We start from the raw sequence: 24474 nt of genomic DNA on the forward strand, positions 1-24474 counted from the left end.
TACTCGCGTAGAATTTTTGTGCCGGTAGTCTGAGGGAACCAGCTCAGCACCACACACCGGGAGTGCCAGTGGCACGCGTCGTAGTCGACGTCATGCTCAAGCCGGAGATCCTCGACCCCCAGGGCCAGGCGGTCCAGCGTGCGCTGCCGCGCCTGGGTTTCGAAGGCATCTCCGATGTACGTCAGGGAAAGCGATTCGAACTGGAAGTTGACGGGCCGGTCGACGAGGCCGCACTCGCCCGCATCCACGAACTCGCGGAATCCTTCCTCGCCAACACCGTGATCGAGGACTTCACCGTCAAGGTCGAAGAAGCGGCGGAAGTGGCGGAGGCCGCCAAGTGACCGCTCGTATTGGCGTCGTCACTTTTCCGGGCAGCCTCGACGACCAGGACACCCGGCGTGCGGTCCGCCTCGCGGGCGCCGAGCCGGTCGCCCTGTGGCACAAGGACAAAGACCTCAAGCAGGTCGACGCGGTGGTGCTGCCCGGCGGCTTCTCCTACGGCGACTACCTGCGGGCCGGTGCCATCTCCCGGTTCTCGCCGGTCATGGAGACCGTGATCGAACAGGCGCGGGCCGGACTTCCGGTGCTCGGCATCTGCAACGGCTTCCAGGTCCTCACCGAGGCCCACCTGCTGCCGGGCGCGATGCTCGGCAACAACCACCTGCATTTCATCTGCCGCGAGCAGAAGCTGCGGGTGGAGAACGCGCAGACCGCCTGGACCGGCGACTACCGCGACGGCCAGGAGATCAGCATCCCGCTGAAGAACATGGACGGCCGGTACGTCGCCGACGAGTACACGCTCGACCAGCTGGAGGCCGAGGGCCGGGTTGCCTTCCGCTACGTCACCGCCGGCGAGGCCGCCGACGGATACGGCAACCCGAACGGTTCGCTCCGGGACATCGCCGGCGTCACCAACGAGGCCGGGAACGTCGTCGGCCTCATGCCGCACCCCGAGCACGCCGTGGAGCCGCTGATCGGTACCGGCCGTACCGACGGCCTCCCGTTCTTCACCTCGATCCTCAAGAAGCTGGTGGCCGCATGAGCCGGACTCCTCTGGACACCGTCGAGCACGCGGCCCAGACCCCCGACGTCGAGCTGCCCTGGGCCGAACTCGGACTGAAGAAGGACGAGTACGAGCGGGTCGTCGAGATCCTGGGCCGCCGCCCGACCGGCGCCGAACTCGCGATGTACTCGGTGATGTGGTCCGAGCACTGCTCGTACAAGAGCAGCAAGGTGCATCTGCGGCAGTTCGGCGAGAAGGCCCCCGAGTCCGACGCCCTGCTCGTCGGCATCGGTGAGAACGCCGGCGTCGTGGACGTCGGCCAGGGCTACGCCGTGACCTTCAAGGTCGAGTCGCACAACCACCCCTCGTACGTCGAGCCCTACCAGGGCGCGGCCACCGGCGTCGGCGGCATCGTCCGCGACATCATCGCGATGGGCGCCCGCCCGGTCGCGGTCGTCGACCCGCTGCGGTTCGGCGCGGCCGACCACCCCGACACCAAGCGGGTGCTGCCCGGCGTCGTCGCCGGCATCGGCGGCTACGGCAACTGCCTGGGCCTGCCCAACATCGGCGGCGAGGTCGTCTTCGACGCCTGTTACCAGGGCAACCCGCTGGTCAACGCAGGTGCCATCGGAGTGATGCGGCACGAGGACATCCACCTCGCGAAGGCGTCCGGCGCCGGCAACAAGGTCATCCTGTACGGGGCCCGGACCGGCGGCGACGGTATCGGCGGCGCCTCCATCCTGGCCTCCGAGACCTTCGACGACGCCAAGCCCTCCAAGCGGCCGGCCGTCCAGGTCGGCGACCCCTTCCAGGAGAAGCTGCTCATCGAGTGCACCCTGGAGGCGTTCCAGGAGAAGCTGGTGGTCGGCATCCAGGACCTCGGGGCCGCGGGCCTGTCCTGCGCCACCTCCGAGCTGGCCTCCAACGGCTCCGGCGGCATGCGGGTGACCCTGGACGACGTGCCGCTGCGCGACTCCACCCTCTCGCCCGAGGAAATCCTCATGAGCGAGTCGCAGGAACGGATGTGCGCGGTCGTCGAGCCCGAGAAGGTCGACCGCTTCCTGGAGATCTGCGCCAAGTGGGACGTCATCGCCACGGTGATCGGCGAGGTCACCGACGGCGACCGCCTGGAGATCTACTGGCACGGCGGCAAGATCGTCGACGTCGACCCGCGCACCGTCGCGCACGAGGGCCCGGTCTACGAGCGCCCGTACGCGCGCCCGTCCTGGCAGGACGACCTCCAGGCGGACGACGCGAACAAGCTGCCCCGGCCGGTGACCGGCGAGGAGCTGCGCGAGCAGGTCCGCGCCCTGGTGGCCTCCCCGAACCAGGCGTCCAAGACCTGGATCACCTCGCAGTACGACCACTTCGTGCAGGGCAACACGGTGCTCGCCCAGCCCGAGGACTCCGGCATGATCCGCGTCGACGAGGAGACCGGCCTCGGCGTCGCCATCGCCACCGACGGCAACGGCCGTTACGCCAAGCTCGACCCGTACACGGGCGCGCAGCTGGCGCTGGCGGAGGCGTACCGCAATGTGGCGGCGACCGGCGCGAAGCCCCTCGCGGTCTCCGACTGCCTGAACTTCGGCTCGCCCGAGGACCCGGCGGTGATGTGGCAGTTCGCCGAGGCGGTGCGCGGCCTCGCGGACGGCTGCCTCCAGCTGGGCACGCCGGTGACCGGCGGCAACGTCTCCCTCTACAACCAGACCGGTGAGGCGGCCATCCACCCCACGCCGGTGGTGGCGGTGCTGGGTGTCATCGACGACGTGGCCCGCCGCACGCCGGTCGCCTTCCAGGAGGAGGGCCAGCTGCTCTACCTCCTCGGCGACACCCGTGAGGAGTTCGGCGGCTCGGCCTGGTCCCAGGTGGTCCACGACCACCTCGGCGGTCTGCCGCCGGCCGTGGACCTGGAGCGCGAACGCCTGCTGGCCGAGATCCTGATCTCCGCCTCCCGCGACGGCATGATCGACTCCGCGCACGACCTGTCGGACGGCGGTCTGATCCAGGCGGTCGTCGAGTCGGCGCTGCTCGGCGGCAAGGGCGCGCGGCTGGTCGTACCCGACGGGCTGGACGCCTTCACCTTCCTCTTCTCCGAGTCGGCGGGCCGCGCGGTCGTCGCCGTACCGCGTTCCGAGGAGGTCCGCTTCAACGACATGTGCGGTGCCCGCGGCCTTCCGGTCGCCCGCATCGGTGTCGTGGACGGTGACACGGTGGCGCTGCAGGGCGAGTTCGAACTGCCCCTGGCCGAACTGCGCGAGGACCACGAAGGGACCATCCCGGCGCTGCTCGCCTAGACCGGATGGCCCGGCAAGCCTCGGCTTCGCCGGTGAGCCCCGGCTTCGCCGGTGAGCCCCGGCTTCGTCGGCGTGTAAAGGCCCCGCCGGCCCCGCCCGTCTTCTTGGGTTCTAACGGTCCTCGCAACACCCGTGATCTGTGGGAGTTGCGAGGACTGTGGGCTTTGGGCGGGACGATCTTGCTGGGTTGCGGGAGCGTTTCCTTGCACGGCTGGATGTCGTGGGGAATGTGACCGTGGTGGCGTGTGAGCTGGGGGTGAACCGGAACACCGCTTTCGGCTGGGCCAGGAAGGCCGGACGGAGCTCGGTGCGCCTGCCGCGGAGGCATTCTCGGCGGGACGAGTACGAGCGGCTTCGGGCCGCTGGTGTCGCGCGTCGGGTGGCTGCCCGGCAGGTCGGTGTGAACGAGCGCACGGCCAAGGACTGGGACTGGGGCGTCGTCGACCCTCCACCCGCTGGTCGACAACGCGGAGGGCATGGCCCTCGGTGCCCCCTGGACGTCCGGCAAGTACAAGGACTGGCGCCCGCTGTACATGGTCTCCGACGACAACGACAGCAGTGGCCAGATCACCCGGGTGTACGCGTTCGCGGTGCGGTTGAGGAACTGACGGGTCGGGGAAGCGGCCGTTCGAGGTACTGGCGGATCAGGTACTGGCGGTTCGAGGGATCGAGGCGCTGACGCGGTGTACCCCGGTTCGAGCGGAGCCGAGAATTCGGGGGAGAGCGCCGGCAGATCGTGGTGCTGCCCGCGGAGCGCCTAGGCTCACCGCCATGCCACCGGCCAAGAAGCGCACCCGGACCTACGACCCCGCCAGAACCCGCGCGGCGGTCCTCGCCCAGCTCGGCAACGTACGGGAGGCCGCCCGCACGCTCGGCCCCGAGCAGCTCGCCCTTCCCACGCGGCTCGGCGACTGGACCGTGCGCGAACTCGTCGCGCACATCGGGATGGCGGTCACGGCCGTCGGGCGCTCGCTCGACCGGCCGGAGCCGCCGCGGCCGGAGGGCACGCTCCTCGACTGGCCGTTCGCCACCTCCACCAACGCCGCCGCCATCGACGCGTTCACCCGGCAGCTCGCCGAGCGCCACCCCGACCTCGGTGCCTACCTCGCCGAGGTCGAGCAGAACCTCGGCGCTCAGCTCGACGCCCACCCGGGCACCCGTCTCCTTCAGACCAACGCGGGTGCGCTGCCGCTCACCGACTACCTCGTCACCCGTACCGTCGAACTCGTCGTCCACACCGACGACCTGAACGCCGCCGTGCCCGGCCTCACCGTGCCGCAGGACCGGCAGGCCCTCGCCGCGGCCACCCGGCTGCTGGCCGACGCGCTCGCCGTGCGCGCCCCCGGCGGCTCCACCGAGGTGCGCATCCCGCCGTACGCCGTCGTGCAGTGCGTCGAAGGCCCCCGGCACACCCGCGGTACGCCGCCGAACGTCGTCGAGACCGACCCGCTCACCTGGATCCGGCTGGCCGGCGGGCGGCTGGCCTGGGCGGACGCCCTGGCGGACGCGAAGGTCAGCGCGAGCGGGGAGCGTGCGGACCTCGGCGGGCTGCTGCCGCTGATGGCGTAGTGAACCGACGGCGCGGCTGCCGCGTCGAAGCACCATGGACAGCAAAAGGCAGCGAACGATGCTCCTGGCCGCCGTCGCCCTGCTGCCGCTCGCGGCCTGCGGCAGCGAGCGCGCGGACGGCGGCTCCGACTCCGGATCCGGCTCCGTACGGGAGGCCGTCACCGGCGTCCACTGGAACGTCGGCAGCGTCACCGCGGACGGTGCGACCCGGCGCGCGCCGGCCGGCACCTACGCCGAGTTCTCCGACGGCCGGATCCGGGGCAGCTACGGCTGCAACCAGTTCAGCGCCACGGCCGCCTTCGACGGCGACCGGCTCCGCGTCGGCAACGCCGAGACGACGATGATGGCGTGTGCGAAGGACCCCAGGGACCCCAAGGGCCCGGCGGACCCCATGGGCTTCGAGCGGATACTCGCCCGGACCCTCGCCGACGACCCGCTCACCGCCCGGGTGCGCGGCGGCGACCTGGTCCTCACCAGCCGGTCCGGGGACACCGTCCGGCTGACCGACGAGCCGGACGCCCCGTTGCGCGGGACGAAGTGGACGATCACGGCATTCGGCGCGGACGGCACCGCGACCTCCCTGCCCCGGGGCGCCACGGCCTACCTCGTCCTCGGTAAGGACAACGGAAAGGTCACCGGCCGCCTCGGCTGCAACAGCGTGTCCGCCGATGCCACGGTCCGCGACTCCCGTATCACTCTGGGCACTCCCGTCACCACCCGAATGATGTGCGACGCCTCACTCATGCATGTGGAAAGGCGCCTGCTGCGCTTTTTCGGCGGCTCGGCCGAGTACCGAATCGATCACCGCATTCTCACGCTGACCAGGGAAAACGGCGAGAGCTTCAGTGCGGTTGCGGAACCTTGAGGCAGGGCGGGCCGATGCCGTCGCGGCATCAGAGAGCCGTTAGCCAATTCGGACCAGTGGTCGATCTCGCCTACACTCGGTGCCGTGCCACGTGGTGACGGTCGACTCAATCACGATCTGCTCCCCGGCGAGAAAGGCCCCCAGGACGCATGTGGCGTCTTCGGTGTCTGGGCTCCGGGCGAAGAGGTCGCAAAGCTCACGTACTTCGGGCTCTACGCCCTCCAGCACCGGGGTCAGGAATCCGCGGGAATCGCGGTCAGCAACGGCTCCCAGATCCTCGTCTTCAAGGACATGGGGCTCGTCTCCCAGGTCTTCGACGAGACCTCGCTCGGTTCGCTCCAGGGTCACATCGCGGTCGGTCACGCCCGCTACTCGACCACGGGTGCCTCCGTGTGGGAGAACGCCCAGCCGACATTCCGTGCCACGGCGCACGGGTCCATCGCCCTGGGCCACAACGGCAACCTGGTCAACACGGTGCAGCTCGCCGAGATGGTCGCCGAGCTGCCGAAGGACACCAACGGCCGCTCGACCCGGGTCGCGGCCACCAACGACACCGACATGCTCACGGCGCTCCTCGCCGCCCAGGTCGACGACGACGGCAAGCCGCTGACCATCGAGGACGCCGCGCACACGGTCCTGCCCAAGGTCCGGGGCGCCTTCTCGCTCGTCTTCATGGACGAGCACACCCTCTACGCGGCCCGCGACCCGCAGGGCATCCGCCCGCTGGTGCTCGGCCGTCTGGAGCGCGGCTGGGTGGTCGCCTCCGAGACCGCCGCCCTCGACATCACGGGCGCCAGCTTCGTCCGGGAGATCGAGCCCGGCGAGTTCGTGGCCATCGACGAGAACGGCCTGCGGTCCTCGCGATTCGCGGAAGCAAAGCCCAAGGGCTGTGTCTTCGAGTACGTGTACCTGGCCCGCCCGGACACCGACATCGCCGGCCGGAACGTGTACCTCTCCCGCGTCGAGATGGGCCGCCGCCTCGCCAAGGAGGCCCCCGCCGACGCCGACCTGGTGATAGCGACCCCGGAGTCCGGCACCCCCGCCGCCATCGGCTACGCGGAGGCGAGCGGGATCCCCTTCGGCGCCGGCCTCGTCAAGAACGCCTACGTCGGCCGGACCTTCATCCAGCCCTCGCAGACCATCCGCCAGCTCGGCATCCGCCTGAAGCTGAACCCGCTCAAGGAAGTCATCAGGGGCAAGCGCCTGGTCGTCGTCGACGACTCGATCGTGCGCGGCAACACCCAGCGCGCCCTGGTCCGCATGCTCCGCGAGGCGGGCGCGGCCGAGGTCCACATCCGGATCTCCTCGCCCCCCGTCAAGTGGCCCTGCTTCTTCGGCATCGACTTCGCCACCCGCGCGGAGCTGATCGCCAACGGCATGAGCATCGAGGAGATCGGCGTCTCGCTGGGCGCCGACTCCCTCTCCTACATCTCCATCGACGGGATGATCGAGGCGACCACCATCGCCAAGCCGGACCTGTGCCGCGCCTGCTTCGACGGTGAGTACCCGATGGAGCTGCCGGACCCCGAGCTGCTCGGCAAGCAGCTCCTGGAGACCGAGCTGGCCGCAGGCCCGGCCGTGCCGGCCGCGGTGGACGCTATCCGTCGCCCGTAACACCTGTCGTACGACACGAAAGTCACAGTCATGCCTGAGACCACTGGTGCCAGCTACGCAGCCGCGGGCGTCGACATCGAAGCGGGCGACCGCGCCGTCGAGCTGATGAAGGAGTGGGTGAAGAAGACCCGGCGACCCGAGGTCCTCGGCGGCCTCGGCGGCTTCGCCGGCCTCTTCGACGCCTCGGCCCTGAAGCGCTACGAGCGGCCGCTGCTGGCGTCCGCCACGGACGGCGTGGGCACGAAGGTCGAGATCGCCCGCCGGCTGGGCGTCTACGACACCATCGGCCACGACCTGGTCGCCATGGTCATGGACGACATCGCGGTGTGCGGCGCCGAGCCGCTGTTCATGACCGACTACATCTGCGTGGGCAAGGTGCACCCCGAGCGGGTCGCCGCCATCGTGAAGGGCATCGCCGAGGGCTGTGTGCTGGCCGGCTGTGCCCTGGTGGGCGGTGAGACGGCCGAGCACCCCGGGCTGCTGGGCGAGGACGACTTCGACGTCGCCGGCGCCGGTACGGGCGTCGTGGAGGCCGACCGGCTGCTGGGCGCGGATCGCATCCGCACGGGTGACACGGTGATCGCCATGGCAGCGTCCGGGCTTCACTCGAACGGGTACTCCCTGGTCCGTCACGTGCTGCTGAACCAGGCCCGGCTGTCCCTCGACGCCCGGGTCGAGGAGTTCGGCCGCACCCTCGGCGAAGAACTCCTGGAGCCGACGAGGATCTACTCGCTGGACTGCCTGGCCCTGATCCGCACCACCGAGGTGCACGCCTTCAGCCACATCACCGGCGGCGGGCTCGCCGCCAACCTGGCCCGGGTGATCCCGGACGGCCTGCACGCGGTCGTGGACCGCTCCACCTGGACCCCCGGCCCGGTCTTCGACCTGGTGGGCAACGTCGGTGACGTGGCACGCCTGGAGCTGGAGCGGGCGCTCAACATGGGCGTCGGCATGATCGCGGTGGTGCCGGCCGAGTCGACGGACGTGGCGCTGGCGACCCTGGCCGACCGCGGGGTGCCGGCCTGGGTGGCCGGTGAGATCACCGACCGGGGCGAGCACACCACGGGTGCGGAACTGGTGGGCGACTACGCGTAGTCCCCGTCCGGCGACCATGCGGGGCCGGGTGCCTGTGACGACAGCACGAAACCCGGCCCGGCGCTAAGCGCCCCGGACCGGGTAGAAGCGGCTGGACCGCTGCTGCAAGCGTCACGCGCCGCGACGGTGTTGCGAGGACTGGCCGTCCTCGTCCTCCTCGTCGTCGTCCTCATAGAGGTCGGCGTAGCGTGAATACAATTCCTCGTCTTGCCCATCTTCCTCGAAGCGGTCGCCGTTCGGCGACTGGTTCGACGTCGATGCGCCCAGCTCCTCGGCCAGGCGTGAGAGGTCCGTCCCACCGCTGTTGTACTTCAGCTGGCGGGCGACCTTCGTCTGCTTGGCCTTGGCCCGGCCGCGCCCCATGGCTCGACCCCCTCAACGACGGGGCTCGACGGCCCCAGAGTCTGACACGCGTTCATGATCCGGAACGGACTCTCCGCAGAGAGGCCGGTCCGTAGGGCTCCCACGGTACCTGAGCCCGCGCCCATACGGTACGTCGCCCGCAGTACGCGCGTGTGCACCGGACCTTCGAGGCGCCCCGTCCTCGCTGGTCAATGGCGATTTTAACCACTTATCGGGGGGCGACCCGCCGGACGAAGTGAGAGTTCTCTCCAACTTCCGCCCGGCGGGTACCGCTCGTGTGTGCGATCGGAGCCGTCCCCTAAGGGGTGCGGGCCGTGCCACTGTGCGGGGCCGCACAGGCACCCCCGGCCCCGAGGGCTCCCGTACGCGTACGACCGCACAGCACCCCGCGCCCCGCGGGTCGCTCAGTGCCGGGTGCGCGCCTCCGCCATCCGCTGCTCCGCGATCCGGTCGGCCGCGGCAGCCGGCGGAATCCCGTCGTCCTTTGCGCGTGCGAATATGGCCAGCGTGGTGTCGAAGATCTTCGCGGCCTTCGCCTGGCAGCGGTCGAAGTCGAAACCGTGCAGCTCGTCGGCGACCTGGATGACGCCGCCGGCGTTCACCACGTAGTCCGGCGCGTAGAGGATCCCGCGGTCGGCGAGGTCCTTCTCCACGCCCGGGTGGGCGAGCTGGTTGTTGGCGGCTCCGCAGACCACCTTGGCGGTGAGCACGGGCACGCTGGTGTCGCTGAGCGCGCCGCCGAGCGCGCAGGGGGCGTACACGTCCAGGCCCTCGACCCCGATCAGCGCCTCGGTGTCGGCGACCGCGGTCACGCCCTTGGGGTAGCGGTCGAGGATGTGGCGTACGGCGTCCTCGCGCACGTCCGTGATCACGACCTCGGCGCCCTCGTCCCGCAGGTGCCGCACCAGATGCCGGCCGACCTTGCCGATGCCCGCGATGCCGACCCGGCGCCCGCGCAGCGAAGGGCCGCCCCAGAGGTGCTGGGCCGAGGCGCGCATGCCCTGGTAGACGCCGAAGGCGGTGAGTACGGAGGAGTCGCCCGCGCCGCCGTTCTCCTGGGAGCGGCCGGTGGTCCAGCGGCACTCGCGAGCCACCACGTCCATGTCGGCCACGTAGGTGCCGACGTCGCAGGCGGTGACGTACTGCCCGCCGAGCGAGGCCACGAAGCGCCCGTAGGCGAGCAGCAGTGCCTCGGTCTTGTCCCGCTCCGGGTCGCCGATGATCACGGCCTTCCCGCCGCCGTGGTCGAGTCCGGCCATGGCGTTCTTGTACGACATTCCGCGTGCGAGGTTCAGGGCGTCGGCGACGGCCTCCTCCTCGCTCGCGTACGGGTAGAAGCGGGTTCCGCCGAGCGCGGGACCCAGGGCGGTGGAGTGGAGGGCGATGACGGCCTTGAGTCCGCTGGCACGGTCCTGACAGAGCACGACTTGCTCATGTCCACCTTGGTCCGAGTGGAACAGGGTGTGCAGGACGCCGTTGGTCACGTCGGTCACTGTGGTGACTCCCGGGTAAGTAGCGGCGGGTGGAGACGCGGCTCCCGTAGGGGTGGCGGGGTGCCGTGGCACGAGCGTAGAGCCTGGGCCGCCCGCCATCCGTACAGTGTTCAGGATCACTTCGGCGCGTCGTCGGCTGGCCCCAGGGCGTGGCACGATTTGCAGTGGTTCCCGTCCGTTCGAGCGCGGCTCGGGCGGGGTCCGCGCGCGGGCCGCGCACGGGTTTCGAGCAGGGTCCGATGGGGAGGGAGCAGGCGTGCCCAAGGTGTCCTCGGTGATCGTCCCCTATGCGGCGTACCTGCGTGTGTACGAGCCGCTGGCCGCCTTCCCGGAGCCGGAGCGCGGCCACTGGGCCCGCTACGCCCGCCGCCCCGACCGCCCGTCCTACCAGGACGAACTGCGCCGCTCCCTGGCCGACTTGCTGCCCACCCCGCCCATCCCGGTGCCGGTGCACGAGAGCGGTGACGCGTTCGTGCTGGAGGTCGACGGAGTGGTCTGCGTCTGCCCCTGGCGTACCCGGCTGCGGGGCTGGGAGGCGCTGGGGGAACTGGCCGGGGATCTGCCGCAGGCGGTCCTGGACGCGGTGCTGCCGCCGGTCGTGCGCCGCCAGGCCGCCCAGGACTACGAGCGCTGGCTGGTCCGCAACCCCGACGCCCGGCCGTGGATCCGCACGGCCACCTGGCAGGTGCCGCTGAGCTGGTTCGTCCTGGTCGCCGACGAGGAGCGGGAGTACGCCGAGGGCACGGACGAGAAGGCACCGCCGCTGCTGCGCTACCGCACGCCGATGGTGCAGGCCCGGCGCCGGGTGGCGCGGGCGCTGCGCACGCTCAAGGAGGCGGTCGACGAGGGGCCGTTGATCGACGGCGTGCTGGACGTCGGACGCTGGCTGGAGGAGTTCCATCCGCGCTCGCTGGTGGAGTTGGACTACGGCGGTCTGGTGCACGCGGTGCCGCCGGGTGAACTGGCCGGGGACCACTCGGCCGCGGACGTGGCCGAGGGCATCGACGCGCTGCGCCGGGGCGACGGGGAGGCCGCGGGTGAGGCGTACGCCCGGCTCGTGGAGCGCTGGCGGACGGTCCGGGATCTCCGCTCCGCAAACTGACGAAGTGTCAAAAGTGATCTGGGTCACGGCCGTGACGGCGGGGACGTCGTACGGTCGACGGCACTTCCCTACCTGATGGGACGTTGGTCCTGATCCGGCCTTTTACCCCAAGGGTCATCAAGATCCCGCAAAGGTGATGGACCGCACTTAAGCGGCTCTTGCGTCTCTTACCCCTCCTCGTGCCAAAATAGGACAAGGAGTCCGGGAAGTGCTCCGCATTGCTCGCTTTAGGGGGGTCTGGTGACAGCTGAACGCCAGTGTGACTGATCGTCACACCTGCGTGACTGTCCGCTATGACATGGTCCATCGGCTTCCGTCGCTGATGAACACCTGGGAGGGCAATTCCATCGGTTTGGCCGACGCGGCTGGACAGATGGTGTAGTTGTAGTGCCGAGGACAAGCCGTTCGTCCTATAACCGACTCGACTCGCGTCCGCCATATCGGGCAACGCGGGTCAAGGTGCAGAATTTAGAGGAAAGAACCGAGAACGTCGGTTCTCCCGAGGAGGCCGCTCATGACCGCTCGCACCCCTGATGCCGAGCCGCTGCTGACCCCGGCTGAGGTCGCCACGATGTTCCGCGTCGACCCGAAGACGGTCACGCGGTGGGCGAAGGCCGGAAAGCTCACGTCCATCCGTACGCTCGGCGGGCACCGCCGCTACCGCGAGGCTGAGGTCCGCGCACTGCTCGCGGGCATTCCGCAGCAGCGCAGCGAAGCCTGAACAACTCCATAACCGGGCAAAACGGCTGGTCCCCCAACTGGCTGCGGCGCCCGAACCCTAGTTCCAAGCGACGCGGGACCTGCCCCAACAGGGCCCACGCCCAGGCCGATCGCACATGTTCTAGGCAGTGACACAGGGTGCGTCGTAGATCGCGCTGGACTCCGCCGGGTCCAGCGCGATCTTTTTTGTGCGCCGGCGGCCGGAACGGCGCGGGTTGGTGAGCGGCCTTGTCGGAGTCTGGGGAGGGGTGTCGGAACCGCCGCGAACGAGGCGGAAGAGTGGTGCAATTGCACATATTAAATCGACTAGTTGTAGGGCGGACGTAAGCGCTACCTTTTCAAAAACTCCTTCGGTGACACCCGTCACATGTTCAGGATCTTGTTGCCGCCGGTCTGTGTGCGCTAGGAGCCCTGTCCGCGGCTCGCGCCGAAGCGCTCCTCGGTGCCCCACCGGCCCACGGTGGTACGGCTGTTGGGCCGACGGCGGTCATGCCGGGAGGGCGCTCTCGTCCGTGGTGGCGTCCTTGGGGACTGCGGCGGCCGACGGGGCGGAATCCATCGCCAGGCGCAGCAGACGGTGGCAGACCGCGCAGTGGCGGGTCAGATGCCGGTAGGACGTGGCAGCCGCCAGATGCGCCCGCAGGAGCGCCCGTGTCTCGTGCCTGGCAACTGCGGCCATGTGCCACCTCCACGGGCCCGTACGAGGGGAGCGGGCCCTCTTCTCTGGGTACCCGCGGAATGTGACGCCGTCAAGGCCGCCCCGGCCCCATCCGGCCGCGCGAACCGGCCGCGCGAACCGGCCGCGCGAACCGGCCAGGCGGCGGGACGGCGTGGGGGTGGCGCGGGGATGTGGGGGCCGGCGGTGCGGGAGTCGGCGGTGCGGCGCGTGGAAGCCGGCGACTCGGCGCGCAGGAGCCGTAGGCGCGGCGGTCGCACAAGGGTGGCGCGGCTGGTACAAGCGGCGCGGCGGCAGGAGAGCGGCCGGGAAGGGGGAATGGCCGCACGGAGCCGCAGGAACCCGAGAAGGGCCCGCCCCTCACCCGGGGCGGGCCCTTCCGTACTGCGGTCCTGACGGGATTTGAACCCGCGGCCTCCACCTTGACAGGGTGGCGAGCACTCCAAACTGCTCCACAGGACCAGACGATCCCTCCCAGAAGCCTTGAAAACTGGGGGAGATCCGCGGCGCCATTCGTGCGTTGCGCTGCGAGAAGAGACTCTACAGGAGGGCGCGTCCCTTGGTCGAACTCACCCAGCGTGGCAACGCGACTACGGTACGGCCGCGTCGATCGCCTTCACGATCCGCTTGTCCGAGACCGGGTACGCCGTCCCGAGGGCGTGCGCGAAATAGCTGACCCGCAGCTCCTCGATCATCCACCGGATGTCCAGAGCCGAGGCGGGCACCGGACGGCCCTGCGGGAACTGCTCCAGCAGCCACGCGTACTCGTCCTGCATCTCGTGCACCTTCGCCATCCGCGTGCTGTCCCGCTGGACGCCCGTCGCCATCTGCTGGAGCCGGCGGTCCGCCGCCACCAGATAGCGCAGCAGATCGGGCAGCCGCCGCACCCCCGCCCAGGTCACGAAACCGGGCTTCACCAGCCCGTCCAGCTGGGCCCTGACATCCGCCAGGTTCGGCAGCAGGGCGGGGCTGCGCACCGCCTTCAGACGGCGCTCGCACGACTGCCAGGCGGCCAGCACCTGCTGCACCTGGCCGACCGCGCGGACGGTCGTGTCGACGATCTCCGCGCGCACCTTGTCGTACAGCTTCCGGTACGACTCCTCGTCCCACACCGGGCCGCCGAAATCGGCGATCAGCCGGTCCGCCGCGGCCATCGCGCAGTCGTCGAACAGTGCCTGCACGGAGCCGTGCGGGTTCGCGGACAGGGCGAGCTTCTGCGGGTTCGTCAGCCGGTCGGCGGCGAACTTCGCCGGGTTCACCGGGATGTTGCGCAGGATCAGCCGGCGCATGCCCCGCCACATCGCCTCGGCCTGCTCCGCCTCCGTGTCGAACAGCCGCACGGACACCGTGTCGCCGTCGTCCACCAGCGCCGGATACGCCTTGACCGGCTGTCCGGCCCGGCGTGTCTCGAAGACGCGGGTCAGCGAACCGATCGTCCAGTCGGTCAGACCCGAGCGCTCCAGCGACGCGACGCCGGTCCGCTCCGCGGTCGCCGCCGCGGCCTGCGAAAGCGCCTTTCTGGCCTTCGGCTTCAGCTGCAGCCGCAGCGCCTCCAGGTCCTTGTCCTCCGCGAGCCCGCGACGCCGCTCGTCGACGATACGGAACGTGATCTTCAAGTGGTCGGGGACCTTCGACCAGTCAAAGTCGTCCGCCTCGATCGGCACCCCCACCATGCGCTTCAGCTCACGCGCCATCGTGACCGGCAACGGCTCCTGCAGGGGCACGGCCCGCTCCAGGAACGCCTTCGCATAGTTCGGCGCGGGCACGTAATGCCGCCGGATCGGTTTCGGCAGCGACCGGATCAGCTCCATGACCACCTCTTCCCGCAGGCCCGGGATCTGCCAGTCGAAGCCCTCGGCCGTGACCTGGTTGAGCACCTGGAGCGGAATGTGCACGGTGACGCCGTCCGCGTCCGCGCCCGGCTCGAACTGGTACGTCACCCGGAACTTGAGCGGGCCCTGACGCCAGGAGTCCGGATAGTCGGTCTTCGTGACCGCCTCCGCCGACTCACGGATCAGCATCTCCCGCTCGAAGTCGAGGAAGTCCGGCTGCTCGTGCCGCTTCTGCTTCCACCAGGAGTCGAAATGCGCCCCGGACACCACCTGCTCCGGCACGCGCTGGTCGTAGAAGTCGTACAGCGTCTCGTCGTCCACGACGATGTTCCGGCGCCGCGCCCGGTGCTCCAGCTCCTCGACCTCGCTGAGCAGCTTGCGGTTGTCCGCGAAGAACTTGTGAGGGGTGCGCCAGTCGCCCTCGACGAGCGCGTTGCGGATGAACAGCTCGCGGCTCGCCTCCGGGTCGATCCGGCCGTAGTTGACCTTGCGGTCCGCGACGATCGGTAGGCCGTACAGCGTCACCTTCTCGTACGCCATCACCGCCGCCTGGTCCTTCTCCCAGTGCGGTTCGCCGTACGTCCGCTTCACCAGGTGCGCGGCGAGCGGTTCGACCCATTCCGGCTCGATCCTGGCGTTGACCCGCGCCCACAGCCGGCTCGTCTCCACCAGCTCCGCCGACATCACGAACCGCGGCGGCTTCTTGAACAGCGCGGAACCCGGGAAGATCGCGAATTTCGCGTTGCGGGCGCCCAGGTACTCGTTCTTCCCGGTGCCCTTCCCGCTCTCCCCGCCGGTGGTCTTCACGTCCTTCATGCCGATGTGCGAGAGCAGACCCGCGAGCAGCGACACATGGATCAGGTCGTCGGAGGCGTCCTCCTCGTTGAGGTGGATGTCCATCTGTTTCGCGACGGTCCGCAGCTGTGTGTAGATGTCCTGCCACTCGCGGATGCGCAGGAAGTTCAGGAACTCCTGCTTGCACATCCGGCGGAACGACGAAGAACCCCGTTCCTTCTGCTGCTCCCGGACGTAGCGCCACAGGTTGAGGTAGGCGAGGAAGTCACTCGTCTCGTCCTTGAACCGGGCGTGCTGCTGGTCGGCCTGGGTCTGCTTGTCCGCGGGGCGCTCCCGCGGGTCCTGGATGGACAGCGCGGCCGCTATGACCATGACCTCGCGCACACAGCCGTTGCGGTCGGCCTCCAGGACCATCCGGGCCAGCCGCGGGTCGACGGGCAGCTGGGCCAGCTTCCGGCCGGTCTGCGTCAGCCGCTTGCGGGGCTCCTTCTGGACCGGGTCGAGCGCGCCCAGCTCCTGGAGCAGCTGCACGCCGTCACGGATGTTGCGGTGGTCCGGCGGGTCGATGAACGGGAACTTCTCGATGTCGCCGAGGCCCGCCGCGGTCATCTGCAGGATGACGGACGCCAGGTTCGTACGCAGGATCTCGGCGTCGGTGAACTCCGGCCGGGCGTTGAAGTCGTCCTCGGAGTACAGCCGGATGCAGATGCCGTCGGACGTACGGCCGCAGCGGCCCTTGCGCTGGTTCGCGCTCGCCTGGGAGACCGGCTCGATGGGCAGCCGCTGCACCTTCGTACGGTGGCTGTACCGGGAGATGCGGGCGAAGCCCGGGTCGATGACGTACTTGATGCCCGGCACGGTGAGGGAGGTCTCGGCGACGTTGGTCGCCAGCACGATCCGGCGGCCGGAGTGCGGCTGGAAGACCCGGTGCTGCTCGGCGTGCGAGAGCCGGGCGTAGAGCGGCAGGATCTCCGTGCGCTGCCAGTCGGCGCCGGCGCCGCGCGGTGTCTTCTTCTTCTCCAGCGCGTCCGCGGTGTCCCGGATCTCCCGCTCACCGGACAGGAAGACCAGGACGTCGCCCGGGCCTTCCGCCATCAGCTCCCCCACCGCGTCCGTGATCGCGGTGATCTGGTCCCGGTCGGCGTCCGCTGTGTCCGCTGTGTCCGCTGCGTCCGCTGCGTCCTCGACGTATTCCTCAAGCAGCGGCCGGTAGCGCACCTCCACCGGGTACGTCCGGCCGCTGACCTCGACGATCGGCGCGTCGCCGAAGTGCCGTGAGAACCGCTCCGGATCGATGGTCGCCGAGGTGATGACGACCTTCAGGTCCGGCCGCCGCGGCAGCAGCTGTGCCAGGTACCCGAGCAGGAAGTCGATGTTCAGCGACCGCTCGTGGGCCTCGTCGATGATGATCGTGTCGTAGGCGCGCAGCTCGCGGTCGGTCTGGATCTCGGCGAGCAGGATGCCGTCCGTCATGAGCTTGATGAAGGTGGCGTCCTGGTTCACCTGGTCGGTGAAACGCACCTTCCAGCCGACCGACTCCCCCAGGGGCGTCCTCAGCTCGTCGGCCACCCGCTCGGCGACCGTGCGCGCCGCGATCCGGCGGGGCTGGGTGTGCCCGATCATCCCGCGCACCCCGCGGCCCAGCTCCAGGCAGATCTTGGGGATCTGCGTGGTTTTGCCGGAACCCGTCTCACCGGCGATGATCACGACCTGGTGATCGCGGATGGCCTCGGCGATCTCGTCCTTCTTCTGGCTGACCGGCAGCTGTTCGGGGTACGAGACGTCCGGTACGCGTGCCCGGCGTGCGGTGGCACGCTCCTCGGCCCGTGCGATGTCCGCCTCGATCTCGACGAGGACGGTGGCACGCGCCTCCGGCTTACGGATCTTGCGCGCACCTTCCAGCCGCCGCCCGAGTCGGTGCGCGTCACGCAGCGACAACTCGGTCAGCCGGGGGGCCAGGGCGCCTGGGGCGGGAGCAGGATATGCAGACATACGCCGTCCAGGATCTCATCCCGGGGAAATCGATGGCGAACGATTTAACCCTGCCCCGATTACCACCACACGCTGACTTGGTTCGGCGCGGACGACTCCAGGACCGCCGGCCACCGACCGAGGCGGCCCGGAAACCGAGTTGAACGACCGGCCCCGCCCGGATTCGCCCACCTCAACCGCCACCGTCCACCGACTCGGGCGACACCGACGCGCCGGGGGAACTGGCGGGCTCTGCGTGCAGCGGCGTTCGCTGCCGTTGCCGGCAGGCTGCCGTCAGGTGCGCCCGGTTCGGAAGATCCCGTACGCGGATGCTGCCTGACCTGCGGCTGTCCTGACCTGGGAGCTTGCGTCGGATTGACCGTGGTTCTCCGCCGGTCCCCCTGTGGTCCCGCTCCATCGGGCACGCAGCGGGCACGTCTGGTGCTGTGAGCGGATAGGTTCGCCGTCTTGGAGTGGTCCTGCCGCGAGACTCGCTCGAATGAGGGAGATGGGGAACTGATGTTGGACGGAGAAGAGCATTGGAACGCGGTGCTGGCCGACATCTTGCTGAGTCGGAAGATCGGCGTGGCCCACGTGCGGCTGGTCGGTGACCTCATCTCGGTCACCGCTCAGCTGGACATGGCCACCGTACGGAGCCGCCGACCGGCCCTCTCGCTGGACGAAATAATCGCGTATGACGAGAGGGTCGGTCCGCTGGAGGAGGCGTACCGTGCAGCCTGGCGGGCAGTCGACGCCGCACCCGACAGGGAGCGGCGCCGGCCTGAGCTCGACCGGCTCCGGGTCGCGCTGGCGGATGCCGTGGAGGGCATCGCGGAGCTGGCCCGGCAACGCGGAGTCCAGGTGGAACTCCATCGCTTTGGTGCCTCCGAGCGGTAGGTTCCGGCCTGATGCGGCCTGATGTCCGGCCATTTGTGTACGCCCGGGGCCGGTTGGACCCGGTTACAGCACCAGAGCAGCTACCCAGCCACTGGGTTTCACGTGAAACCCTGGCGGTCCTGACGGGATTTGAACCCGCGGCCTCCACCTTGACAGGGTGGCGAGCACTCCAAACTGCTCCACAGGACCTTGCGTGGTGTGCAACAGTGTTGCACACCGTGTTGCGTGACCCCAACGGGATTCGAACCCGACATCGTTATCGCGCTGACCTGCAGCTTTGCCGGAGAACCGGGACAATCCACCTGTTTCCGTCCTCCTGAGTCCCGCTCGGTCCGCCTCGATCCGGGTCCCCTGCTGACATGTCAGCACGGCCACCAGCGCCTGTGCGGCCCGCAGGCGGCCCGTGGGGTCGGCGGACCTCAGGCTCAGGCCGGGGCAGCTCGTCCAAGTGATGACGGGCCGGCCATATCCGGCGTTGCTCCACCAGGTGCGGCGGTGTAGCCGGCGGCTAGGCGTGGGGGTCGATGCCGGAGGCGAGGGGCCACGCCTGCCGGGGAGACGGGCACCGGTCGCAGAGGCGATCCTCCGGAGCGGAAGTGACCGGCCACATCACGTGTGCGCACACAGCTCTCCGGGATCGTGCACGGTGGATCCGGGGGAGCGGAACGGCCGCCAGAGTCTGAAGCGGGTGTGGGGTGGGTCGGTTTCCGATGGAGGGCACGACTGCGAGGGCGTCGACAGGGCCACAGTCGTCGCACAAATGTGCGAACGTGACTGTCTACGGCCCATCCCGACGGCCCGGCCCTCACGGCCGCAGCAAACACGGACCGAGCGCACCGGAGCGAGCGGTCGCTCCCCTTCTCCATGATGGTCGCCTTGGGCTACGGTCACCGTTTGAGGTGGCGAAGGGAGCCGTGCTGATGACCCGCCATGTGTTGACCGCCGTCGGAGTCGGAGGTGAGCCGATCGCGCAGGAGGCCCGCACCACCCCGCCCCCGCTGGCAGTGGTCGCCTCGTACGGCGACCTCCACGCGTGCGACTACGTGGCCGTGGCCCAGGACGCGTCCGTGAGTCTCTATGCCCGTGACCATGGCGGGACTTGGGACCTCGTGTGCGCCGGTACCGACGCCGTGACCGCCGACGAGCTGCGTCTGTGGTTCGACCTCACCCACCACTATCCGGGGCCCGACGGGACGGATGAGAGCCATCCGCTCGGCAAGGCTCCTGCGGCGGGGGCCGGCGGGCGCATCGACGCGGCGCGCGCCGTCGTCCTGGTCCAGGAACACATCAGCGCGCGCGGTCTCGACTATCCGGTGCACGGCCTGGAGGCGGACCGGTTCGCCGCCGGGTGGAGCGTGTACACACCCGTCGACATCGATGACAGCGACCCGATGGCCTTCCTCGACCTGCCGCTCGACCGATCCGTGTTCCTGATCAGCGACGTGGGGCGGATCAAGGAGGTCACCACCGCGATCCCACCCGAACAGGTACGGGCCCTGTTCACAGCCGAGGAGGCCTTCGTACGGCGCGCACCCGTCGAGGAGTCGTTCATGAACGGCCTCAAGGAGGAGTTCGAGCGCCTCGACGCCCGGTCGGGGCAGCCGGGCGCCGTCGCGGGATTCACCGTCGTCTCCGCCCCGTCCGAAGAGTTGATCGCGGGCCGGGTATCCGCGCTCACCCATGAGACTGCGCAGCAACTGGCCCTGCTCGGGCCGGCGCAGTGGGACCGCATGACCGCGGTCTTCTCGTGCACGGTGTCCGCCGAGACGGCCGACGTGTCGTTCTGGAACCGCGAACGGCCGATGGACGTACGGGTCCCCGAGCAGATCGCACTTCTCGTACGCCGCCAGCGGCACCTCGCGGCCGCCATGCCGGCCGGCCCGTGGCTGCGCCTGCTGCTCAACGTCACCAAGGCTGCGGACGGGCGTGCGCAGGTCTCCACCGAGTACGACTACGGTGACGAGCGCCTGCCCGACGGTCAGTTGCTCGCCCCGTCGCACTACCGCAACGACCTCGCCGCCTACCCGCGGACCGAGGTGCCGACATGGCTGACGGGCTATACGGGAGCACGCGGCGCGCGTGCTGAGCGCCCGCGTCCGGAACCTGCGCGTCCGGAACCCGCGCGTCCGGAACCCGCGCGTCCGGAACCCGCGCGTGTGGAGCCTGCGCAGGTGGAGCGCCCGCGTCCCGAGCCGGCCGAGCGCCCCTTCGTGGACAGCAAGGTCGGTTGGTCGACGCATATGGTTGCCGACCGGCACCGCATCACCTACGGGCGGCACACGCTGGACTGGGACGAGGTCGAGTGGGTCCGGTATCCGGTCTCCCGTACCAAGCACCAGGGCTTCCTGTTTCCGTCCATGTACACCACCACGTACACCTTCGGCGTGGGCACGTACACGGACTCGCCGGAAGGCCTGCGCAATCTGAGCTGGAGCAGGGGCGGGAAGCGGCCCACGGACCCCGCGGAGTGGCTGGCCCTCGTCGACTTCGTCCAGCGCATCATCGAACCCCGGCTCCTGGCGAAGTACCTCGACCTCATCCGGCGGGGCGGGTCGATCACCGTCGGCGAGGTGCGCGTGCACCGCGACGGGCTCACGCTGCGCGGGGTCATGGATGCCAACTGGCGCTCGCTGACCGGTGTCGAGGTCGCGAACGGCCTGGTCTGGATCCACGAGCAGGGCCGACCACAGGCGGTGAGGGTGTCACTCGGCAGTGCCAACGCCGTACTTCTGCCACGCATCGTGGCGGCCATGACGGCCGTGACCGGGTGAGGGGCACCCGCTCCGTACCGGGACTTGGACGGGGCCGCGACGGACCGGGCGCCGAAGGATGCACAGCCTTCTTCTCGTCGCCGGTGGCGCTCATGTGATGCACGTGAACCGGTGTCCATCCCCGCGGCGCGGCCGGCGACACGGCGGGCGAACCCTCGCGACGAGTCGACCTCGGCCGGTGCTGCGCTACTCGGGGAGGCGCGAGCCTGCCTGGGCGAGGGTCCGGGAGCCCGCCGGGGCGGCGGTCGTGATCAGCACCGCCGCGCAGAGGCCCGCGACGAGGGCGAGGCCGGCGGCGCCGTACAGGGCACTGGTGTCGAGGCCTTCCCGGGTGGGGACCTCGGCGCGGCTGAACAGGGCGACGCCGAGGGCCGTGCCCAACTGGAGGGCGGTGGTGGTCACCGCCGCGACACCGCCGCGGCCCCGGTCCGCCGGGCCCGCCGTGGCCACGGAGAACAGCGGCGCCATGGCCGTACCCAGACCGAGTCCGGCCAGCACCGACCCGGTCAGCACGAAGGCGAACGCCCTGCCGGATCCGATGCCGCCCAGGGGCAGCAGCCCCACGGCGGCCGCCAGCAGGCCCGCCGCGATCAGCCTTCGCGGCGCCATGCGCTGCAGCAGGCCGGGGGCTATCCGGGTGGCGCCGATGACGAAGGCAACGCCCGCTGGCAGCACGGCCACGCCGGCCGCTGCCGGCGACAAGCCCATGGCAGGCCCCAGAGAGAGCGACATCACAGGAAAGAGCGCGAACAGGCCCGCCGTGCCCAGCCACAGGACGACCAGGCTGCCGATCCGGTCGCGATGGCGGGCGAATGCGCGCGCGGCGTGCGGAACGCCCGCCATCGCGAGCAGGATGACGCCGATGCCGAGCGGAGCCAGGGCCGAGGGGGCTGCCCAGCTGTGATGGCCCACCCCGTACAACTCGAAGCCCGTGAGCAGGGCGCCCGCGGAGCCGAACAGCAGGCTCGGCGTTGCGAGCCCGGGTCCGTCTCCGCCGGGCCCCGCGCGGTCGTGCACCCGGTTGGCCGCGATGAGGAGGGCGATCAGTACGAGGAGGACGTTGGCGTACAGGCAGCTGCGCCAGCCCACGGACTCGGATATCACCCCGCCCCAGGCCAACCCCACGGGCCAGCCGCCGAACGTGACCGCGGCGTAGATACCGAAGGCCCGGCCACGCTCCTTGGGTTCGACGAAGTGGGCCGTCACCAGCGCGAGCGCGGCGGGTGCCACCAGCGCGGCACCGGCGCCCTGCAAGGCGAGGGCCGCAATGAGTAGGCCGGGGCTCGGGGCGAGCGCGCCGACAACCGCTGCCACCGCTACTGCAGACAGCCCCGTCATGAGTGTCCGTTTGCGGCCCAGCCGGTCCGCGAGGTGTCCGCCGAGCAGCAGCAGTGCGACCAAGGCCACACCGTAGGCGGCGAACAGCGAGTCCGTGGTGAGCATGGCGAGGTCGCGGGCGAGGGAAGGGGCCGCCGCGTGCAGACTCGCGGCGTCGAGGACCACGACGAGCTGGGCGAACACCGTGGCGGCCAGGCCTCGCCAGCGGCGTGGATCCGGCGCCCGGGTCGGGGCGGGAGACGGGCGTGCGGGGTCCTCGTCCATGGCCGGGGGCGGCCCGAAGGTGCGCGGGGCCTCCGGGGGCGCCGCAGCGGTGGGTGTGTACAGGGTCTGCGGGGAGACGGAGGGCTGCAGCCGCCCGGGTCGTACGGGTGGGTTCGATGGTGACCCGGCCGGAGCGGGTCCGGCTGACGTCTGGGGTGCGAAGTCCAGCAAGTGGGCGGCGTGGCGGCCCAGTTGGGCCAGGATCGCGCTCGGCAGCCATACCTCGTCGGCGCCCGAGGCGGTCCGGTCGGCGACCTCCTGGAGGGTGGGGCGCTCGGCCGGGTCCTTGGCGAGGCACGCGCCGACGAGATCCCGCAGCGACTCCGGGACCCCGGTCAGGTCCGCCGCGTCCTCGGCGACCCGGAACAGATGGGCGTTGAGTCCGGTGCCCCCGGCACCGAACAGCAGCCGCCCCGTGGCGGTGTACACGAGGACCGCGCCCAGGCAGAACACGTCGCTGGCAGCGGTGAGTTCGAGTCCGCGCACCTGCTCGGGCGACATGAAACCCGGGGACCCGATCAGCATGCCGGTACGCGTGAGCAGGCTGTCCGGGCCGAGCGTGTCCATGGCTCGCGCGATACCGAAGTCGATCACGCGCGGCCCGTCCACCGTCACCAGCACGTTGGACGGTTTGAGGTCCCGGTGGATCAGGCCCGCGCCGTGCACCGCGGTCAGGGCGAGCGCGAGGCGATGGGCCAGTATCCGCACGGAATCCTCGGGCAACGGCCCGAAGTCACGGCCCACCACACGGGTCAGGTCGGGCCCGGGAACGTACTGCGTCGCCACCCAGGGAACGGCGGCGTCGGTGTCGGCGTCGAGCACGGCCGCTGTCCAGGCGCCGCCCACCCGCCGGGCGGCCGCTACCTCGCGGGCGAACCGCTGGCGGAATTCCGGATGCTGAGCGTGCTCCGCCTGGACGACCTTGACCGCGACGGTGCGCCCGGCATCGGAACGGCCCAGGTACACCAGTCCCATGCCTCCCTCACCCAGCCGGGAGATCAGACGGTACGGACCTATTCGGACAGGGTCTTGGGGGGTCAACTGATCCACGGCGGCACGGTAGTTCACCGTGCCGGATGCGTCATCTCGATCGATGCCTTCCCTGCGCAAGACCCACGAGTGGATCTGTCGCTTCCGGTCCGCTGCCGACGCTCGTCAAGGGGTTCGTGCGACTGGTCACCGGTGTGCACCTGGTCGCCCTCGCGGAGCGGCAGCTCCCGAGCGCCACCGGTACGCGGTGCTGCGGCTCGGCCTCGTACTCCGGAGGAGCACGGGTTCTGCGCGGGAGCGGGAGGGGCTCGGCAGCCCGGAATCACGGCACTCCGGTGCATACGTCAGCACCGTGTCAGCACCGGAAACCCTCGGGGTCGACTGCCGCCATGAGTGGGCCCTTGCTGGCGTATGCAACGAGAACGTCCCGGACGGCATGCCACCCGGGACGTTCTCAAGGTGGTGGCTGGGGCCGGGATCGAACCGGCGACCTATCGCTTTTCAGGCGATCGCTCGTACCAACTGAGCTACCCAGCCACGAGATTCACGAGGAACCTCAGCGGTCCTGACGGGATTTGAACCCGCGGCCTCCACCTTGACAGGGTGGCGAGCACTCCAAACTGCTCCACAGGACCATATTTACATATGCGAATAAATTCATATATGTAACGAATTGCGTGCCCCCAACGGGATTCGAACCCGTGCTACCGCCTTGAAAGGGCGGCGTCCTAGGCCGCTAGACGATGAGGGCTATCGGCCCGCCTGGGCGCTTCTCAGCGCGTCGGGGACGTGAGAAGCATATGGGATGGCGGGGGGTATCGC

General features: G+C 70.0%; 17 protein-coding genes and 5 tRNA genes. 12 read left to right on the plus strand and 10 right to left on the minus strand.

Annotation, left to right across the window (positions count from 1 at the left end; genetic code table 11):
- Window positions 1-68: 68 nt before the first annotated feature.
- From purS to purM, 8 genes are all read left to right on the plus strand, one after another.
- Window positions 69-341, plus strand: a complete 273-nt coding sequence (gene purS, locus ACFYPJ_RS33280; protein WP_055707133.1) for a phosphoribosylformylglycinamidine synthase subunit PurS — start codon at window positions 69-71, stop codon at window positions 339-341.
- Window positions 338-1042 (plus strand): phosphoribosylformylglycinamidine synthase subunit PurQ, encoded by a 705-nt coding sequence (gene purQ, locus ACFYPJ_RS33285; RefSeq protein WP_389025219.1) that lies wholly within the window; start codon window positions 338-340, stop codon window positions 1040-1042. Before purS ends, purQ begins: the two co-directional genes overlap by 4 nt.
- Entirely contained in the window at window positions 1039-3297 is a 2259-nt protein-coding gene (gene purL, locus ACFYPJ_RS33290; protein ID WP_389025221.1) for a phosphoribosylformylglycinamidine synthase subunit PurL, read from the plus strand. Before purQ ends, purL begins: the two co-directional genes overlap by 4 nt.
- Before the next feature lie 476 nt (window positions 3298-3773).
- Complete coding sequence (locus tag ACFYPJ_RS33295) at window positions 3774-3905, plus strand: hypothetical protein (RefSeq protein ID WP_389025223.1); 132 nt, start codon at window positions 3774-3776, stop codon at window positions 3903-3905.
- 163 nt (window positions 3906-4068) lie between these two features.
- Window positions 4069-4866 (plus strand): sterol carrier family protein, encoded by a 798-nt coding sequence (locus ACFYPJ_RS33300; RefSeq protein ID WP_389025225.1) that lies wholly within the window; start codon window positions 4069-4071, stop codon window positions 4864-4866.
- A 34-nt stretch (window positions 4867-4900) separates the two neighbouring features.
- On the plus strand, window positions 4901-5731 hold the full coding sequence (locus tag ACFYPJ_RS33305) for an META domain-containing protein (protein WP_389025227.1): 831 nt from the start codon (window positions 4901-4903) through the stop codon (window positions 5729-5731).
- Window positions 5732-5815: 84 nt separating this feature from the next.
- Complete coding sequence (gene purF, locus ACFYPJ_RS33310; protein WP_389025229.1) at window positions 5816-7345, plus strand: amidophosphoribosyltransferase; 1530 nt, start codon at window positions 5816-5818, stop codon at window positions 7343-7345.
- 30 nt (window positions 7346-7375) lie between these two features.
- Window positions 7376-8440, plus strand: a complete 1065-nt coding sequence (gene purM, locus ACFYPJ_RS33315) for a phosphoribosylformylglycinamidine cyclo-ligase (protein WP_389025231.1) — start codon at window positions 7376-7378, stop codon at window positions 8438-8440.
- 111 nt (window positions 8441-8551) lie between these two features.
- Here the strand turns inward: purM and ACFYPJ_RS33320 are convergent, their stop codons facing one another.
- Together ACFYPJ_RS33320 and ACFYPJ_RS33325 are read right to left on the minus strand one after the other, a co-directional pair.
- Window positions 8552-8803, minus strand: a complete 252-nt coding sequence (locus ACFYPJ_RS33320) for a DUF3073 domain-containing protein (protein ID WP_389025233.1) — start codon at window positions 8801-8803, stop codon at window positions 8552-8554.
- Window positions 8804-9207: 404 nt separating this feature from the next.
- Window positions 9208-10296, minus strand: coding sequence for a Leu/Phe/Val dehydrogenase (locus ACFYPJ_RS33325; RefSeq protein ID WP_389025235.1), 1089 nt, complete (start codon window positions 10294-10296; stop codon window positions 9208-9210).
- A gap of 256 nt (window positions 10297-10552) precedes the next feature.
- Between ACFYPJ_RS33325 and ACFYPJ_RS33330 the strand changes: the two genes are divergently transcribed.
- Window positions 10553-11398: a hypothetical protein gene (locus ACFYPJ_RS33330; RefSeq protein WP_389025237.1), complete on the plus strand. Its 846-nt coding sequence runs from the start codon at window positions 10553-10555 to the stop codon at window positions 11396-11398.
- A gap of 514 nt (window positions 11399-11912) precedes the next feature.
- The gene (gene bldC, locus ACFYPJ_RS33335) at window positions 11913-12119 is read left to right on the plus strand and encodes a developmental transcriptional regulator BldC (RefSeq protein ID WP_003949541.1); all 207 of its coding nucleotides are present in this window, start codon (window positions 11913-11915) and stop codon (window positions 12117-12119) included.
- Window positions 12120-12605: 486 nt separating this feature from the next.
- Here bldC and ACFYPJ_RS33340 read toward each other — a convergent pair whose 3' ends face one another.
- From ACFYPJ_RS33340 to hrpA, 3 genes are all read right to left on the minus strand, one after another.
- Complete coding sequence (locus ACFYPJ_RS33340; RefSeq protein ID WP_389025239.1) at window positions 12606-12797, minus strand: DUF6274 family protein; 192 nt, start codon at window positions 12795-12797, stop codon at window positions 12606-12608.
- 384 nt (window positions 12798-13181) lie between these two features.
- Window positions 13182-13256, minus strand: a tRNA-Asp gene (locus ACFYPJ_RS33345).
- A 128-nt stretch (window positions 13257-13384) separates the two neighbouring features.
- On the minus strand, window positions 13385-17413 hold the full coding sequence (gene hrpA / locus ACFYPJ_RS33350; protein WP_389025241.1) for an ATP-dependent RNA helicase HrpA: 4029 nt from the start codon (window positions 17411-17413) through the stop codon (window positions 13385-13387).
- 498 nt (window positions 17414-17911) lie between these two features.
- Here hrpA and ACFYPJ_RS33355 point away from each other — a divergent pair, with 498 nt between their 5' ends.
- Window positions 17912-18289: a hypothetical protein gene (locus ACFYPJ_RS33355; RefSeq protein ID WP_389025243.1), complete on the plus strand. Its 378-nt coding sequence runs from the start codon at window positions 17912-17914 to the stop codon at window positions 18287-18289.
- Between the two features lie 111 nt (window positions 18290-18400).
- On the opposite strand, the gene ACFYPJ_RS33360 is transcribed toward ACFYPJ_RS33355, so the two are convergent.
- Window positions 18401-18478 (minus strand) — tRNA-Asp (locus ACFYPJ_RS33360).
- A gap of 731 nt (window positions 18479-19209) precedes the next feature.
- Here ACFYPJ_RS33360 and ACFYPJ_RS33365 point away from each other — a divergent pair.
- The gene (locus ACFYPJ_RS33365) at window positions 19210-21060 is read left to right on the plus strand and encodes a hypothetical protein (RefSeq protein WP_389025245.1); all 1851 of its coding nucleotides are present in this window, start codon (window positions 19210-19212) and stop codon (window positions 21058-21060) included.
- 186 nt (window positions 21061-21246) lie between these two features.
- Here the strand turns inward: ACFYPJ_RS33365 and ACFYPJ_RS33370 are convergent, their stop codons facing one another.
- From ACFYPJ_RS33370 to ACFYPJ_RS33385, 4 genes are all read right to left on the minus strand, one after another.
- The gene (locus tag ACFYPJ_RS33370) at window positions 21247-23730 is read right to left on the minus strand and encodes an MFS transporter (protein WP_389025246.1); all 2484 of its coding nucleotides are present in this window, start codon (window positions 23728-23730) and stop codon (window positions 21247-21249) included.
- 382 nt (window positions 23731-24112) lie between these two features.
- A tRNA-Phe gene (locus tag ACFYPJ_RS33375) sits at window positions 24113-24189 on the minus strand.
- A gap of 23 nt (window positions 24190-24212) precedes the next feature.
- Window positions 24213-24287 (minus strand) — tRNA-Asp (locus tag ACFYPJ_RS33380).
- 43 nt (window positions 24288-24330) lie between these two features.
- Window positions 24331-24403: transfer RNA gene (locus tag ACFYPJ_RS33385), tRNA-Glu, on the minus strand.
- Between the last annotated feature and the right edge of the window lie 71 nt (window positions 24404-24474).

It is taken from the genome of Streptomyces sp. NPDC006012 (assembly GCF_042871185.1).
Taxonomy (GTDB): Bacteria; Actinomycetota; Actinomycetes; order Streptomycetales; family Streptomycetaceae; genus Streptomyces.

What these genes read in the sequence shown, in the direction of transcription:
- purL (WP_389025221.1), top strand. Translation starts at nt 1,039, where the DNA reads ATGAGCCGGACTCCTCTGGACACCGTCGAGCACGCGGCCCAGACCCCC.
- ACFYPJ_RS33295 (WP_389025223.1), top strand. Translation starts at nt 3,774, where the DNA reads ATGGCCCTCGGTGCCCCCTGGACGTCCGGCAAGTACAAGGACTGGCGC.
- ACFYPJ_RS33300 (WP_389025225.1), top strand. Translation starts at nt 4,069, where the DNA reads ATGCCACCGGCCAAGAAGCGCACCCGGACCTACGACCCCGCCAGAACC.
- ACFYPJ_RS33305 (WP_389025227.1), top strand. Translation starts at nt 4,901, where the DNA reads ATGGACAGCAAAAGGCAGCGAACGATGCTCCTGGCCGCCGTCGCCCTG.
- purM (WP_389025231.1), top strand. Translation starts at nt 7,376, where the DNA reads ATGCCTGAGACCACTGGTGCCAGCTACGCAGCCGCGGGCGTCGACATC.
- ACFYPJ_RS33320 (WP_389025233.1), bottom strand. Translation starts at nt 8,803, where the DNA reads ATGGGGCGCGGCCGGGCCAAGGCCAAGCAGACGAAGGTCGCCCGCCAG.
- bldC (WP_003949541.1), top strand. Translation starts at nt 11,913, where the DNA reads ATGACCGCTCGCACCCCTGATGCCGAGCCGCTGCTGACCCCGGCTGAG.
- ACFYPJ_RS33340 (WP_389025239.1), bottom strand. Translation starts at nt 12,797, where the DNA reads ATGGCCGCAGTTGCCAGGCACGAGACACGGGCGCTCCTGCGGGCGCAT.
- hrpA (WP_389025241.1), bottom strand. Translation starts at nt 17,413, where the DNA reads ATGTCTGCATATCCTGCTCCCGCCCCAGGCGCCCTGGCCCCCCGGCTG.
- ACFYPJ_RS33355 (WP_389025243.1), top strand. Translation starts at nt 17,912, where the DNA reads ATGTTGGACGGAGAAGAGCATTGGAACGCGGTGCTGGCCGACATCTTG.
- ACFYPJ_RS33365 (WP_389025245.1), top strand. Translation starts at nt 19,210, where the DNA reads ATGACCCGCCATGTGTTGACCGCCGTCGGAGTCGGAGGTGAGCCGATC.